The organism is Mucilaginibacter sp. OK098, assembly GCF_900142915.1.
In the GTDB taxonomy this organism is placed as follows: Bacteria; Bacteroidota; Bacteroidia; order Sphingobacteriales; family Sphingobacteriaceae; genus Mucilaginibacter.
The window spans coordinates 84,575-98,344 of the sequence record NZ_FRCM01000011.1 but is presented as its reverse complement, the minus strand read 5'-3'; the positions used below and the strand labels follow the sequence as shown (position 1 = coordinate 98,344).

The window sequence follows — 13,770 nt, the reverse complement described above, 5'->3', positions numbered from 1 at the left end:
GGATGGGGCATAACTCTAATTAGAGAATACCCAATCTCAAAATGACTGGTAGTTTGATATGTCGTCCTCTGAACATGAATCATACTTGTTCGCCATAGAGAGGTAAACACGCCCACTTTTCAATAACGTTAGTCTAACCAACTTGAATTTCTTATTTTTGCCAATTCTTAATTACACCATGAGCGAAGAAAGATCATTAAATTTTTTAGAAGAGATAGTTGAAGAGGATTTAGCGGCCGGCAAAAACGGTAAAAGAGTGCTTACCCGTTTCCCGCCGGAACCTAATGGCTACCTGCATATTGGTCATGCCAAATCTATATGCTTAAACTTTGGCCTTGCACAACGGTATGGCGGTCAAACTAATCTTCGTTTTGATGATACCAACCCCAGCAAAGAAGAAACTGAGTACGTTGACAGCATTAAGGCCGATGTAAAATGGCTTGGCTTTGAATGGGCCAATGAGCTTTATGCGTCTGACTATTTTGATAACCTTTATGAATTTGCTGTTGCCCTGATAAAAAAAGGACTGGCTTATGTTGATGACAGTACAGCGGAAGAAATAGCTTCACAAAAAGGTACGCCCACTGAAGCCGGTACACCAAACCAATACCGCAGTCGCAGCATAGAAGAAAACCTGCAGCTGTTTGCCGATATGAAAGCAGGCAAATATCCCGATGGCGCAAAAGTACTGCGCGCAAAGATTGACCTTGCCTCGCCAAATATGCTGATGCGCGATCCGTTGATGTACCGTATTAAACATACGCACCATCACCGCACGGGTGATAAATGGTGTATCTATCCAATGTATGATTTTGCCCACGGCGAATCAGATGCTATTGAGGAGATAACCCATTCTGTTTGTACGCTTGAATTTGTTTCGCACCGCGACTTGTACAATTGGTTTATTGAGAAACTGGAGATCTTCCCGTCAAAACAATATGAATTTGCGCGTTTAAACCTTAACTATACCGTAATGAGCAAGCGCAAGCTGCTACAATTGGTTGAGGAAAAATTTGTCGACGGCTGGGACGATCCCCGGATGCCAACTATAAGCGGTTTACGCCGCAGGGGGTATACTCCTGGTTCAATCCGCGAGTTTTGTGAGCGCATTGGTGTTGCCAAACGCGAGAATATGATAGATGTGGGTTTGCTTGAATTCTGTATCCGCGAGGATCTGAACAAAACGGCATGGCGTCGCATGGCAGTGCTTGATCCTATAAAAATGGTGATCACCAACTATCCCGAAGGGCAAACTGAAAACCTTTTCAGCGAAAATAACCCCGAGGTTGAAGGTGGCGAGGGTGGCAGAGACATCCCGTTCAGCAATGAATTATGGATAGAGCGTGATGATTTTATGGAAGAACCCCCGAAGAAGTTTTTCCGCTTGGGCGTTGGGCTGATGGTACGCCTTAAAAGCGCTTATATTGTTAAATGCGACAGCTTTGTAAAAGATGCTGACGGCAACGTAACCGAGATCCATTGTACCTATATCCCGGAATCAAAATCACAAAACGATACCAGTGGCATCCACGTTAAGGGCACCATCCATTGGGTAAGCGTACCACATGCCATAACTGCTGAAGTGCGTTTGTACGACCGTTTATTTAAGGTTGAAGACCCATCAAACGAGGATGGCGATTTTAAAGAATATATAAACCCCGATAGCCTGCAGGTATTAACTCAAGCTTATATAGAACCCGATATGGCAACGGCTATACCCGGCAAAGGTTACCAGTTTATGCGCAAAGGCTATTTTACGCTTGATAAAAACTCAACTGCTGATAAATTAGTGTTCAACAGAACGGTTACGCTTAAAGACGGCTGGGTTAAAAAATAGTTGACGATTATTGGTTTATAGCCGGCTGTCAAAATTTGTCGGCTGTAAACCAATTTTTTCGTTCGTTACCAACTGAAAACTGCATACCATCAATTGATCCACCCCTAACCATTATTTCACAATAAACATACAAACCCACAATGAAAAACACAACCAAACTCTTATTAGGGGCGCTATTAGTTGCCATTATATTCAACTCTTGTAAAAAGAGCGACAGTAATTCACCTACCGGTACTTCCATGAAATTTACATCCAACGGAGCTGCTGTTAGCTTTAACTCATGTGTAGCGATTTCTGCAACTGTTGGCAATACCAGCGAAGTATTAATAACCGGTATAAATATTACTAATGCCAAACCCGGAGCCAGCAGCTTCGAGGTTGAATTAACGCACGACATTAATACCCTAAAAGCCGGACAAACCTACCCTGTTGCCAGCTCATTTAGTCAGCTTGATGCCTCAACATTGTACTATTTTACTAACGCGAGCGATGTTTTTAATACGCAGACGGGGAATGCACAAGGTACGGTATCTATCACTGAAGTTACTTCTACAAGTATTAAAGGAACATTTTCAGGTAAATTATTTGCCGAGAATGATTTTACCGGCACAACAGTGCTTTATACTATAACCAACGGTTCGTTTACTGCAAAACGGGGTAATTAAAGGTAGTGGGCAGTTATCAGTGCGCAGTTTGCAATATTAAATATATCTTACTGCAAACTGCTTACCGCCTACTGCAAACTGTATTTTCCGTACACATTATACAGCACATTTAAATCGAGCTGTGTTAACTGCGGACTGATGTCTGTTTGTATAAAATGCCGTTTAAATGCAACTATAGCGGCACTAATGTCCGAAGTATCATAACCAATCAGGCGCAGGGCAATAGCATAATCAAAATTATCAGGCGGGAGTTCAAGCAGGTCATCACTCCAATAGCCGAAACCATGCTGCGCCAATGTTTTCCACGGAAACAACGGGCCCGGATCGGGTTTGCGTTTGGGTGCAAAATCCTGGTGCCCAATAAAATTCGCCGGAGGGATATTATATGCTTTTTTTAGCTGCGCCAGTAATGTAAGCAGGCTGTTTATCTGCGGGTCTGTAAAAGGCTCCTGGCCGTTATTATCGATCTCAATACCTATTGAGCAGCTATTCATGTCTGTAACGCTGCCCCATTTACCTAAACCGGCATGGTTAGCGCGCAGATAATCATTCACCATGTGAAATACCTTGCCGTTTTTAGCAATTACATAGTGTGCGCTGGTTTGTGTTTGGGTAACGGTAAAAGTTTTTAGCGTTTGCTGCACCGAATCCTGCGCTGTAAAGTGGATAATTACATAATTGGGCTTGCGGATGCCGAAGTTTACCGTACCTACAAACTCGGAAGGGATAACTGCCCCGGTACTATCCGCCAGTGCAGCAGGCAACTCTTGTTTTATGGTTTCGGTAAAGCCTTTTGTTTTGTCTTTGTATACTTTATTGGTAAGAGCATAAGGGCCTTTAGGTGAACAGGCGGATACAGCTATAATACAAATAAGCAATAAATACGGGTAGTAGTTTTTCATAAGCACGCAACAATAAAGCTAATTTAAGCAAATAACCCAATTTTTGTTTCATTAGAAGGATGCTTATTGTTAAAGCTTGTTACGATTAACCGTTTTAGTTACTTCTTTTTCTTCATTATCTAATCGCCTTTCAAGTTTCTTTACGTCTTCGGCGGCAGGCAAGGCCTCCGGTCTTACGCCTCTTTTCAATAAAATATCTCTAACCGCTTTGTTATTATCAACGTGTTCTTTTGATATAGATGTTTGATTATTCAGGTCTTTTTCAATTACATTATGACTGGTTAGCTCATTGGCAAAGTCCTTTGCCTTAATGGTAAGCGTTGGTAAAAAGTCAGCAAGGGGTTTAGCTGCAGGTACACCTAACTTTTTCTTCATATCGTTGGTGCTAAATCCACCAAATAAAGCCTGGTCACCTTTTGAACGGATAATCGCAAATCCTTGACCATCAACACCCCGTTCATACAAGATGCCAGATAGCTTTTTTTCGGATTTAGAAAGCTTATCACGGGCAGAAACTCGCTCAACATCAATCAACCGTTGCTCAATAATTTCCTGTTTACGGGTTTGTACTGCAAAATAGGTTTGTGCAAATGCAATAGCTGGCTTTGCGGGATCGCCGTTTTGTGCAATCAAATAGCAGGCATAACGGGTTAACGCTATGTCTTCAACCTCTCTTTGGGCCCCTTTAGCTATCGCGATCATTTTACCGACGTCGGCAAAATGATCTGAGACGCTTGAATCGGCATTTTCACATGCTTTCTTTGCTTTGTCAATTACATTTATAAAATTAGTCCATTTGGAATATCCCAGGATTTCCTGTAATTCCCGTGCACTCCAGCATTCTATCTCATTGTAATTATAGCAAGCCTGTTCAAACTGCCTAAATAATTCAACTATTACTTCTTTTTTCATTATTGTGATAAAAATGCAATATAACTTAATGAGAATAAGGAATCAAATAAAATGCTAAAAAAATTGGCATTTGGCGATCGCCGCAATATCATCCAACAAAAAAGCCTGGCATTTGTCAACCGACAACACCAGGCTTTTATAAAAAAAATCTTAATCTACTGCCCCAAAATCCAGGCAAAAATTAACGGCGCTACAATAGTAGCATCGCTCTCTACAATAAATTTAGGAGTGTGAATATCAAGCTTGCCCCAGGTAATTTTTTCGTTTGGCACAGCGCCTGAATAGGACCCGTATGAGGTTGTTGAATCCGAGATCTGGCAGAAATAACTCCAGAAAGGGATCTCGGGCATTTCCATATCCTGGTAAAGCATCGGCACTACGCAGATCGGGAAATCGCCGGCAATACCGCCACCGATCTGGAAAAACCCTATTCCCTTGCCTGCTGAGTTTTTTACATACCAGTCTGCCAGCCAGGCCATGTACTCAATACCGCTCTTCATGGTAGTAGGCTTTATTTCGCCTTTAATAACGTATGATGCAAAGATGTTGCCCATGGTGCTGTCTTCCCAACCCGGCACAACAATTGGCAGGTTTTTTTCGGCAGCGGCCAGCATCCATGAGTTTTTAGGGTCTATTTCATAATATTGCTCCAGCTCACCGCTGTTTAAGATCTTGTACATAAACTCATGCGGAAAAAAGCGATCACCATTGGTATCGGCATCTTTCCAGATCTTATGAATATGTTTTTGCAAACGGCGGAAAGCTTCTTCCTCCGGAATGCAGGTATCGGTTACACGGTTATAATGATTTTCGAGCAGGTCCCACTCATCCTGCGGACTAAGATCGCGGTAGTTAGGAACGCGTTTATAGTGCGAGTGTGCAACCAGGTTCATAATATCTTCTTCAAGATTAGCGCCTGTACATGAGATGATGTCGATCTTGCCTGCGCGGATCATTTCGGCCAATGAAATACCCAACTCAGCGGTGCTCATAGCTCCGGCCAGGGTCACCATCATTTTACCGCCTTCAAGCAGGTGTGTTTCATAACCTTTTGCGGCATCAACCAACGCTGCTGCATTAAAGTGCAGGTAATTTCTCTCAATAAACTTGGATATAGGTCCTCTTGTAGTGCTCATTTTCCTATCAATAAATTTGGTGCAAAAGTAGCTATTTTGATGAATTATAATGGGCTTGAACAAGCAAAAGTTCGCCCCCGCTCAATTTTTCCTTGTAATTCGACCCTGGTGTTCATTGTGCCTTCTTAGCGATCTCCGTGGTTAGTTTTTTACCACGGTAACAACAGGGAGAAACACCAAGACAAAAGCTTTTTAACCCTTTCTTATTCATTATACCCAAAATGGCCTTATCTTCGCAACATCTGCGTTACATGAAAAAACTTTTTATCCTTTTTATATTCCTGTTTAGTATTCAGAGTGTTTTTGCACAGCTGAATTTTTTGCCAAAGTTTATCAGGCAAATGTATTTTAAAAAAGATAGCAGCCTTAAGCCCAGCTTTGTATTATTGCCCGCACTTAGTTCAGCTCCCGAAACAGGTGTTGAATTTGGAGGCGCTGCATTGCTATCTTTTTATACTGATACCATCGGTCACAATACCAGGGTATCAAGTCTTTTTGGCTATTCAACCATCACCACAAAGGGGCAGGCAAAACTTAGTCTTAATGCCAATTACTGGACACCGCAAAACAAGTTTCATTACACCGGGGTAATTAGCTATTACAACTATCCTTTTAACTTTTATGGTATCGGCAATAATACCAGGCTATCAGCATTAGACCATGTTGCAGAAAAACGTTACAAGCTTGGCATTACAGGCGAAAAGCGTTTTGGCGATTATTTTTATCTCGGTTATGTTGCGGGTGTGATAAAATACTTTTACAAATACGATCCTAATCTAAAGAGCACCATAAACTCCGATCCCGAGGTTGAAGACGGCCATGGCGGCGCGAATGTTTATATAGGGCCCAGCTTCACTTTTGATACCCGCAATAATAATACTTATACTACAAAAGGGATGATCATCAGTAGCTATTACAATATAATGCATGGTGTTTATGCCAATAACAGCTATGCCGGCGGCTTTTTTAATATAGAATATTCGCAATTCTTTTTACTGGCCCGTAAACTGGTTTTAGGGGTTGATATCCAGGAGCAAAGCCTTACAGGCAGCCGTTCGCCATTTTTTTTATTGCCGCAGATGGGCAGCGACGAGATGATGCGCGGCTATTACCAGGGCCGCTATCGCGATCGTAATTATATTGCCGGTCAAACCGAATTGCGCTATCGCGTTGATAACCGTTTTGGAATAGTGGGCTTTGTTGGTACCGGCGAAGTATTTCATTCCACATTTAGCACAGCCCAGTTAAAACCCAACTATGGCGGCGGCGTACGTTACTTTTTTGATGTTGAAAAAGGCCTCGCTATCCGTTTAGATTATGGTGTAGGGCAAAAGCCTCAGGGCGAGAAACGGGAAAGCGGGTTTTATATAGCGCTGGGGCAAAGTTTCTGATTGGTGTCGAATTTCGGATGAGGAAATATGTGGATGAGAATTTACCCGGTCTGTCTATTGAGGTGTATAAGATATAATTGTGCGCATGCCATAGCATCTGATAAAGCATCATGGTGCTTAAGTGCAATTCTATGGTCTGAGCAACATGCCGCCAACCCTTTTCCAAATATTTTGTAAGTGCATTGTTGTTTGTAATCGGGCAACTGAAGCTTATAATAACCAAGGGTTTGTGAAAGGCAGCTAAAATCAAAGGCGCCGTTATGGGAAACAACGGTTTCATTTTCTATATAAGGGCGAATTAACGGCCAGATATTTGCAAACTTTGGTGAATTATAAGTGTGCCTTGCACCAATACCGTGTATTTGCGTATTCATGCCGGAATAGATATTTCCAGGCGGGCAAACCAGCAGGTTAAGCTTGTTAACAAGCCTTCCTTCTTCTACTCTTACCAGCCCCACCCGGCAAATGCTCCAGCGTTTCCCCTGTGCGGTTTCAAAATCAATAGCGGTAAATGAATTACTCATGTTTTATAACGACAATTTGAACCCGGTACATTTTATTAATTTCCAAAAAATCAGCTTCATCAATTTACTCAGCTTAAAATCAGTGATCAAATCTTCACTAAAAAATCTTCCTTCGCCTGGCCCGGTTTAAAGAATACTAATCCTATCCAAAACAGGTCAATGGTTACTGTAACTTGTGGGTGGGCTTTTATTTGTTCCCAGGCTTCCTTCATGCCGGTGCTCCAATAAATATCATCAAAAATAAGCATGGTGTTTTCGTGTACTTTCGGCAGGCACCATTCAAAGTATTTTAGCGTGGCGTCTTTCTGGTGGTTGCCATCTACAAAAACAAAATCAAGCTGATCAATATCATTAATAACACCTGGGAAGGTATCGTCAAAATTGCCTATTACCGGTTCAACTATATTTATTTCACCTTTTTTAAATGTTTCTTTGGCTATTTTGGCAGTTTCAGGGCAGCCTTCCATGGTGTAAATTTTTGCAGTGGGTGATGCCTTTTGCAGATAGAGCGTGGTAATACCCAGGCAGGTGCCTAATTCAATAACGTTACGGGGCTTAAGATCGGCAACCAGGCGGTAAAGCAGTTGTGCCAGCTTTGGTGGCTTAAGCGCGTTATGGGCAATATCGCTGATCTTTTTTTGACGGTTATTATTCACATGCGATCCGGCGCCAAGGTCAGTTATGGTTATAATCCGGGTGTCATTAAATAGCGTTTCGCGGATGTTCTCAACATCGGTATATACTTTTTTGGGATCAAAATCGTAAATTACATTATCAATCAGCCGGTAAACAAATGGAGAGTGTACACCATGCCTGTTTTTTGCTTTAAGCCGATGCAGCAGGTAATCTTTCGCGAACCTTAAATTAAACATGGCTGTAAAAATATACAAACGTTTAGTATTTTAGCGTGATAACATGATAAATCCAACAGAAGTAAATTCATTAATACGTTTACTGGACGATCCGGATGGGGAGATATTTGAACACGTTCATCAGAAATTATTCTCTTACGGCCCTGAAGCAATAGAATATTTAGAACAGGCCTGGGAACAGGCTTTTGATCCTATACAACAGGAAAGAATAGCCAACCTGGTACACGAGATCCAGTTTGATATTGTAAAAAAAGACCTCCAGCTATGGCACCAGGGCGGCGCATTCGATCTGCTGCAGGGCATCCTGATCATTAACAGGTATCAATACCCCGACCTTGATGAGCAAAAGGTTATTAACCAGATAGAAGCCATTAAACGCGACATCTGGATCCAGATGATGAATGAGGCGAGTCCTGCGGAGCAAATTAAGCTTATTAACCATGTGTTTTACAACATCTATGGTTTTAGCGGCAATACCACCAACCACCAGGATCCGCAGAACAGCTATATAAGCCAGGTATTTGAAACCAAAAAGGGTAACCAGATCTCGCTGGCAATTATTTATTCTATCATAGCCCAAAAGCTGGATATCCCGGTTTATGGTGTAAACCTGCCCCAGCACTTTATTTTAGCTTATTTGGACGATAGCCTGCAAAGCGAATTTGAAGGCGGCATTTTATTTTATATAAATGCTTTTAACAAGGGCTTTATTTTTGGCCGCCGCGACGTGGATATGTTTTTAAAGCAGCTAAATTTAAAGTTTGATAAACAATTTTACGAACCCTGTTCAAACACCGATATCATCAGGAGGGTATTACGCAATCTCATCAGCTCTTATGAGCACCTCGGGTCATCAGACAAGGTTGATGAGTTAAATGAGTTGCTATTGATAATAGAAGGAAGCTCCCCCTGGCCCCCTAACGGAGAGATTAAAATGTAGTAGGCTAATTTAGTTTTTAGGGGCGGAATAACTTCTTGCAGAAGTTGTTAGTGAGTTTTTGATTTCATAAATTGCGTTAACATTAACCGACAATAACTAAGCCATAACCTCTATGAAAATCCCTTCAGAACCTATTGGAAGCATTCCCAGATCTCAGGAATTAATAGCCGCTATTACTTCACCGTCAAATACGGCCGATCTGCAAAAACTTTATGATGATGCCATTCATGATACTTTGAGTGAATTGGAAAAAACAGGTTCGCCTGTTATGACAGATGGCGAGCAAACCAAATCGAGCTTTGTTACTTACCCGCTTGAGGGTTTAACCAATCTTGCAGCCGGAGGGATGACGATAAACTTTGAGGATGGCCATTCGCGACAGCTCCCGCTTTTAACTAGTGGGCCGTTCAGGTATAGCAATTATGCAGTTAAATATCTTTCGGCAGCTCAAAAACTAACCAAGACTCCGGTTAAACAGGCAGTTATATCTGCATCTGCATTAAGTTTAATATACCCTCCTGCCGGGATTGAAGGCTATTCACAAGCGGCGTTTATTGCTGACTTGCTTAATGAATGTGAAAAAGACATAAGAGGTTGTTTGGAACAAGGCGCTTACAAGGTTCAAATGGATTTTACTGAAGGCCGCCTGTCTCTTAAACTTGATCCTTCCGGTGGCGTTTTAAAGCACTTTATTGATCTTAACAACCAGGTATTTGATCGTTTTACTAAAGATGAACAGCAAAAATTAGGGGTTCATGTTTGCCCCGGTGGTGATCACGACTCTACCCACAGTGCTGATATTGATTATGCTGATCTTATCCCGATGCTCTTTGATTTAAATGTGGGCAGTTTTTACCTTCAACTTGCAAGTGAACCGGACAGACCAAAGGTTTTAAAAACTATAAAACAATATCTTAAACCTAACCAAACCGTATTTGTAGGTGTAATTGATGTGCTAAACCCCATAATTGAAAGTAAGCAAGATGTAAAGGACAGGGTATTGGAGGCTGCAGAATTTATCCCGCTAAACCAACTCGGTACAACTGACGACTGCGGGTTTTCACCATTTTGTGATGATGTATCCACAACCCGTGAAACAGCCTTTGCAAAAATTAAAGCCCGGATTGAAGGTACAGCGCTTGCGGAAAAGGAATTGTTTGCGTAAAGAAGTTCATGGTTGAGGGCCGAAAGGGAAGTTGGCAGTTTTGAGTTGACAGTGTGCAGTTAATACTTGGTTATGATATACTCCATTCACTAAAACTACACCAACAAATCCGAAATTGAACATCCGACTTCCGAAATCAAATCACGCTGCACTTGAAATATACTTCACCAAACTCCTTTTTGCTACAGGCAGCAGGGTTTGCTCAAGGGGGAACGTAATATCGCTTTGCACATAGTAAACTGCCGGGTTGGGCAGGTATTTATTTCTGCGGATCAGATCTAGCTTTACAGCTTCGGGGGTATTGGTGATGCTTTGCTCCCAGGTATCAATAAAATTGATGTTGATCCCCCTATATTTATCGTCCTTGTTTTCAAATATGGTGATCTGGTATTCATAGATAAAGTTGGTGCGTTCCATCCCATTACGAAGGGAGAAATAGCCATGATAAGGCAATAATGGCACTATCCCAATAGGATCAATGTTCAGCCGGCTTTCTACAAAATCATAAATCTCTTTCCCGGTTTGAATTGCCGGATCCATTTTTTGCAGCGCATAGGCTATTATCTGCTCAATTTGCTGCATGGTGCTGTCGTCGTCAACAATTTTCTGGTAGGTAAGCTTTACAGCTTCCAGGTCGGCTTTGGTTAAACGCTGCGGAAAGGCCTGCTGCAGCATGCTTTTATTCTTTTTAAAATACAGCAGGTTGTTGAAATGGAAGATCAGATCGGTTAGGTTGGGATACAATTTACTCTTATCGAAATGGCGGTTTATCTCCTGCAGGTAGTCGAGCAGGATGTATTTTTTATACTCAAAATCTATCGATCCTTCAATAAACCAGTTAATGCCTAATGACTTCATTATTTCAAGCTCCTTTCAATTAATATAAACCGGGTAAAAATCACACCAAATGCATTTTACCTGCCTCACCTAATCCTCTCCAAAGGAGAGGACTTGAGCTTCGCGCTTCTTTAGAACCCTCTCTTTTGGAGAGGGCAGGGCGAGGCGAATAATTCCAAAATCAAACTCACGTTAAATTAAACAAAAAACAGCAATTTTGCAATATGCCTTTAGGAACCCTTTATTTAATCCCCGTACCGCTTGCTGATGAAGCCGCGGCCAAGTCATTCACGCCTTACCTGGTTGATACCATCAACAGCATTAAGGAGTATATTGTGGAGAATGAGAAAACCGCCCGCAGGTTTTTAAAAGAGGCGGGACTGAAAACACCGCAAAGCGAATTACTGATCCATGATTACGGCAAGCATAACCGCAGCGATGGTACGGCCGAGTTTTTTAAAGGCTTACAAGCCGGTAACGATGTTGGTTTGATGAGCGAAGCCGGTTGCCCCGGCATTGCCGATCCGGGAGCGGAGATAGTAGAAAAAGCGCACCGGATGGGTATAAAAGTGGTGCCGCTGGTTGGCCCAAGCTCTATTTTACTGGCGCTGATGGCATCCGGTTTTAGCGGACAAAGCTTTACCTTTTATGGCTACCTGCCGATAGATAAATTATTACGCAGCAAAAAGATCAAAGAGCTGGAAAGCCTGTCGGAACGGAATGATCAAACGCAGATCTTTATTGAAACGCCATTCCGCAATAACCCCATGCTGGAAGAGATCCTGAAAACTGCGAATCCAAAAACGCGGTTATGTATAGCATGTGATATAACAGCATCAACAGAATTTATCCAAACAAAAACCATCGCCGAATGGCAAAAGAAAGTTCCGGAGCTTCATAAACGCCCAACAATTTTTTTAATTTTCCATAAATTGTAAGTGACGATTAACGAACCTCATACCAAAGTACTGATAGTTGGCGCTGGTCCGTCCGGACTGATGATGGCCGCCCAGTTACTTAGGAATGGGGTTCAACCCATAATTATTGATATTAAGCAAGGCCCAACTGACGAATCAAAAGCGTTGGCGGTACAGGCGCGTTCGCTTGAAATTTACCGGCAACTGGGTGTTATTGACCGGGTGATTGAGAACGGCAAACAAGCTGGCGGCGTAATATTTAATGCAGATGGAAAGCAGGTTGCCAGTTTAGCATTGAACAATGTTGGCGAGGGGCAAACGCCTTTCCCTTACATCCTTTTATACCAGCAAAGTAAGAACGAACGCCTGCTGCTTGATTATTTAACCGTAAACTGCTGCCCGGTTTACTGGGAAACTACTTTAACAGCCATAACACAAACCGCGGGACAGGTTACTGTTCAGCTGCAAAACGGTGAACAGCTTACCACCCTTACCTGCGATTGGGTGGTTGGGGCCGATGGCGCGCATAGTGCGGTACGCAAGCAATCAAAAATTCCCTTTAATGGCGAAACTTATAGCCATAATTTTTATTTGGTAGATGTTGAGCTGGGAAATGCCGAACTGAACGACAGTAAAGTGCACTTGTTTCTTGGCAAAAAGGGATTCTCTGCGTTTTTCCCGATGCCCGAGGCAAACCGCTACCGCGCCTTGGGTAACCTGCCTGAGGATCTGGAACATAAAGAAGACCTTAAGATTGAAGATATATTACCCGGCCTTGATAAAACAAGCGGACTCTCTATAAAAATAAAAGAAACTTATTGGTTTACTACCTATCGCCTGCATCATCGCATGGCTGATAATTTTAGGGTCCAGCGCTGTTTTTTAGTGGGTGATGCCGCGCATATCCATTCGCCGGTTGGCGGGCAGGGGATGAACACTGGCCTACAGGACGCCTACAACCTGGGCTGGAAACTGGCAGGCGTAGCAAATGGGCAGCTTAATGAAAGCATTTTAGACAGCTATTCCACAGAGCGAATGCCTGTGGCCAGAAGGCTGCTAAGCACAACCGACAAGTTATTTACAATGATAATGTCTGACAGTTGGTTTGCCGGGCTGTTTAAACGTTGGGTAATGCCAATAGTATTAAAACTGGCATGGGGTAATAAAACCATAAGGGCCGGATTTTTTAAGCAGGTATCGCAAATCGGGATCAGTTACAGGGACAGCGCCATTAACCTGCATGTCAGCCAATCAACACTGGTAAAGGCCGGCGACAGGCTGCCATACCTGAAAGTATTTGACGAAAAGAAACAACAGGAAACCGATCTGCACGAATGGTGCAGCAAGCCGGGCTTTACACTAATAGTTCTAGGCAAAGTAGCCGAGATTGACCTGTTCGCCATTGCCAAATGGATCACCCAAAAGTATCCGGGCATTTTAAATTTCTTCTACCTGCCCAAATCAGCCAAAAATCAGCCCATATTTGATGCCTTTGAAGTAAATGAAAAGCTGGGCAAATCCATTATTGTAAGGCCGGATATGTATATCGGTTTTATTAATGATAAGATAGATATGGTTTTGATGGATAATTATTTGAGGAATGTAGTCGGCGTTCATGGTTCATAGATCATGGTTCATGGCCGGAAGCTAATGAAGCGGCTATGAACTATGA

The 13,770-nt window shown here is 42.4% G+C and carries 13 protein-coding genes; 7 read left to right on the top strand and 6 right to left on the bottom strand.

The features are described from left to right. Positions 1 to 178 precede the first annotated feature (178 nt). Together BUE31_RS28560 and BUE31_RS28555 are read left to right on the top strand one after the other, a co-directional pair. The gene (locus tag BUE31_RS28560; protein WP_073407287.1) at positions 179 to 1,837 is read left to right on the top strand and encodes a glutamine--tRNA ligase/YqeY domain fusion protein; all 1,659 of its coding nucleotides are present in this window, start codon (positions 179 to 181) and stop codon (positions 1,835 to 1,837) included. Positions 1,838 to 1,977: 140 nt separating this feature from the next. Then, the gene (locus BUE31_RS28555; protein WP_143167297.1) at positions 1,978 to 2,502 is read left to right on the top strand and encodes a hypothetical protein; all 525 of its coding nucleotides are present in this window, start codon (positions 1,978 to 1,980) and stop codon (positions 2,500 to 2,502) included. 68 nt (positions 2,503 to 2,570) lie between these two features. On the opposite strand, the gene BUE31_RS28550 is transcribed toward BUE31_RS28555, so the two are convergent. The 3 genes from BUE31_RS28550 to BUE31_RS28540 all read right to left on the bottom strand — a co-directional run bounded on the left by BUE31_RS28550 (position 2,571) and on the right by BUE31_RS28540 (position 5,452). Next, positions 2,571 to 3,404, bottom strand: coding sequence for an N-acetylmuramoyl-L-alanine amidase (locus BUE31_RS28550; RefSeq protein WP_073407285.1), 834 nt, complete (start codon positions 3,402 to 3,404; stop codon positions 2,571 to 2,573). A 69-nt stretch (positions 3,405 to 3,473) separates the two neighbouring features. Next, on the bottom strand, positions 3,474 to 4,316 hold the full coding sequence (gene dinD, locus BUE31_RS28545; protein ID WP_073407284.1) for a DNA damage-inducible protein D: 843 nt from the start codon (positions 4,314 to 4,316) through the stop codon (positions 3,474 to 3,476). A gap of 155 nt (positions 4,317 to 4,471) precedes the next feature. Further along, on the bottom strand, positions 4,472 to 5,452 hold the full coding sequence (locus BUE31_RS28540) for a deoxyhypusine synthase family protein (RefSeq protein ID WP_073407283.1): 981 nt from the start codon (positions 5,450 to 5,452) through the stop codon (positions 4,472 to 4,474). Between the two features lie 251 nt (positions 5,453 to 5,703). Here BUE31_RS28540 and BUE31_RS28535 point away from each other — a divergent pair, with 251 nt between their 5' ends. After that, positions 5,704 to 6,843 (top strand): BamA/TamA family outer membrane protein, encoded by a 1,140-nt coding sequence (locus tag BUE31_RS28535; protein ID WP_073407329.1) that lies wholly within the window; start codon positions 5,704 to 5,706, stop codon positions 6,841 to 6,843. Between the two features lie 41 nt (positions 6,844 to 6,884). Here BUE31_RS28535 and BUE31_RS28530 read toward each other — a convergent pair whose 3' ends face one another. Beyond that, positions 6,885 to 7,367 carry an exonuclease domain-containing protein gene (locus tag BUE31_RS28530; RefSeq protein WP_073407282.1) on the bottom strand — a complete coding sequence of 161 codons (483 nt, stop codon included), beginning with the start codon at positions 7,365 to 7,367 and terminating at the stop codon, positions 6,885 to 6,887. A gap of 86 nt (positions 7,368 to 7,453) precedes the next feature. Beyond that, positions 7,454 to 8,239 (bottom strand): O-methyltransferase, encoded by a 786-nt coding sequence (locus BUE31_RS28525; RefSeq protein WP_073407281.1) that lies wholly within the window; start codon positions 8,237 to 8,239, stop codon positions 7,454 to 7,456. Between the two features lie 43 nt (positions 8,240 to 8,282). On the opposite strand from BUE31_RS28525, the gene BUE31_RS28520 reads away from it, so the two are divergent. Together BUE31_RS28520 and BUE31_RS28515 are read left to right on the top strand one after the other, a co-directional pair. Continuing rightward, positions 8,283 to 9,179, top strand: coding sequence for a transglutaminase-like domain-containing protein (locus BUE31_RS28520; RefSeq protein ID WP_083620475.1), 897 nt, complete (start codon positions 8,283 to 8,285; stop codon positions 9,177 to 9,179). Between the two features lie 112 nt (positions 9,180 to 9,291). Next, complete coding sequence (locus BUE31_RS28515; protein WP_073407280.1) at positions 9,292 to 10,344, top strand: cobalamin-independent methionine synthase II family protein; 1,053 nt, start codon at positions 9,292 to 9,294, stop codon at positions 10,342 to 10,344. A gap of 141 nt (positions 10,345 to 10,485) precedes the next feature. Here BUE31_RS28515 and BUE31_RS28510 read toward each other — a convergent pair whose 3' ends face one another. Beyond that, positions 10,486 to 11,202, bottom strand: coding sequence for a hypothetical protein (locus BUE31_RS28510; RefSeq protein WP_073407279.1), 717 nt, complete (start codon positions 11,200 to 11,202; stop codon positions 10,486 to 10,488). Between the two features lie 203 nt (positions 11,203 to 11,405). Here BUE31_RS28510 and BUE31_RS28505 point away from each other — a divergent pair, with 203 nt between their 5' ends. Together BUE31_RS28505 and BUE31_RS28500 are read left to right on the top strand one after the other, a co-directional pair. Further along, on the top strand, positions 11,406 to 12,119 hold the full coding sequence (locus BUE31_RS28505; protein ID WP_073407278.1) for an SAM-dependent methyltransferase: 714 nt from the start codon (positions 11,406 to 11,408) through the stop codon (positions 12,117 to 12,119). Next, positions 12,120 to 13,724 carry an FAD-dependent monooxygenase gene (locus BUE31_RS28500; protein WP_083620473.1) on the top strand — a complete coding sequence of 535 codons (1,605 nt, stop codon included), beginning with the start codon at positions 12,120 to 12,122 and terminating at the stop codon, positions 13,722 to 13,724. Positions 13,725 to 13,770 lie beyond the last annotated feature (46 nt).

What these genes read in the sequence shown, in the direction of transcription:
- BUE31_RS28555 (WP_143167297.1), top strand. Translation starts at nt 1,978, where the DNA reads ATGAAAAACACAACCAAACTCTTATTAGGGGCGCTATTAGTTGCCATT.
- BUE31_RS28520 (WP_083620475.1), top strand. Translation starts at nt 8,283, where the DNA reads ATGATAAATCCAACAGAAGTAAATTCATTAATACGTTTACTGGACGAT.
- BUE31_RS28560 (WP_073407287.1), top strand. Translation starts at nt 179, where the DNA reads ATGAGCGAAGAAAGATCATTAAATTTTTTAGAAGAGATAGTTGAAGAG.
- BUE31_RS28530 (WP_073407282.1), bottom strand. Translation starts at nt 7,367, where the DNA reads ATGAGTAATTCATTTACCGCTATTGATTTTGAAACCGCACAGGGGAAA.
- BUE31_RS28535 (WP_073407329.1), top strand. Translation starts at nt 5,704, where the DNA reads ATGAAAAAACTTTTTATCCTTTTTATATTCCTGTTTAGTATTCAGAGT.
- BUE31_RS28510 (WP_073407279.1), bottom strand. Translation starts at nt 11,202, where the DNA reads ATGAAGTCATTAGGCATTAACTGGTTTATTGAAGGATCGATAGATTTT.
- BUE31_RS28540 (WP_073407283.1), bottom strand. Translation starts at nt 5,452, where the DNA reads ATGAGCACTACAAGAGGACCTATATCCAAGTTTATTGAGAGAAATTAC.
- dinD (WP_073407284.1), bottom strand. Translation starts at nt 4,316, where the DNA reads ATGAAAAAAGAAGTAATAGTTGAATTATTTAGGCAGTTTGAACAGGCT.
- BUE31_RS28550 (WP_073407285.1), bottom strand. Translation starts at nt 3,404, where the DNA reads ATGAAAAACTACTACCCGTATTTATTGCTTATTTGTATTATAGCTGTA.
- BUE31_RS28525 (WP_073407281.1), bottom strand. Translation starts at nt 8,239, where the DNA reads ATGTTTAATTTAAGGTTCGCGAAAGATTACCTGCTGCATCGGCTTAAA.
- BUE31_RS28515 (WP_073407280.1), top strand. Translation starts at nt 9,292, where the DNA reads ATGAAAATCCCTTCAGAACCTATTGGAAGCATTCCCAGATCTCAGGAA.
- BUE31_RS28505 (WP_073407278.1), top strand. Translation starts at nt 11,406, where the DNA reads ATGCCTTTAGGAACCCTTTATTTAATCCCCGTACCGCTTGCTGATGAA.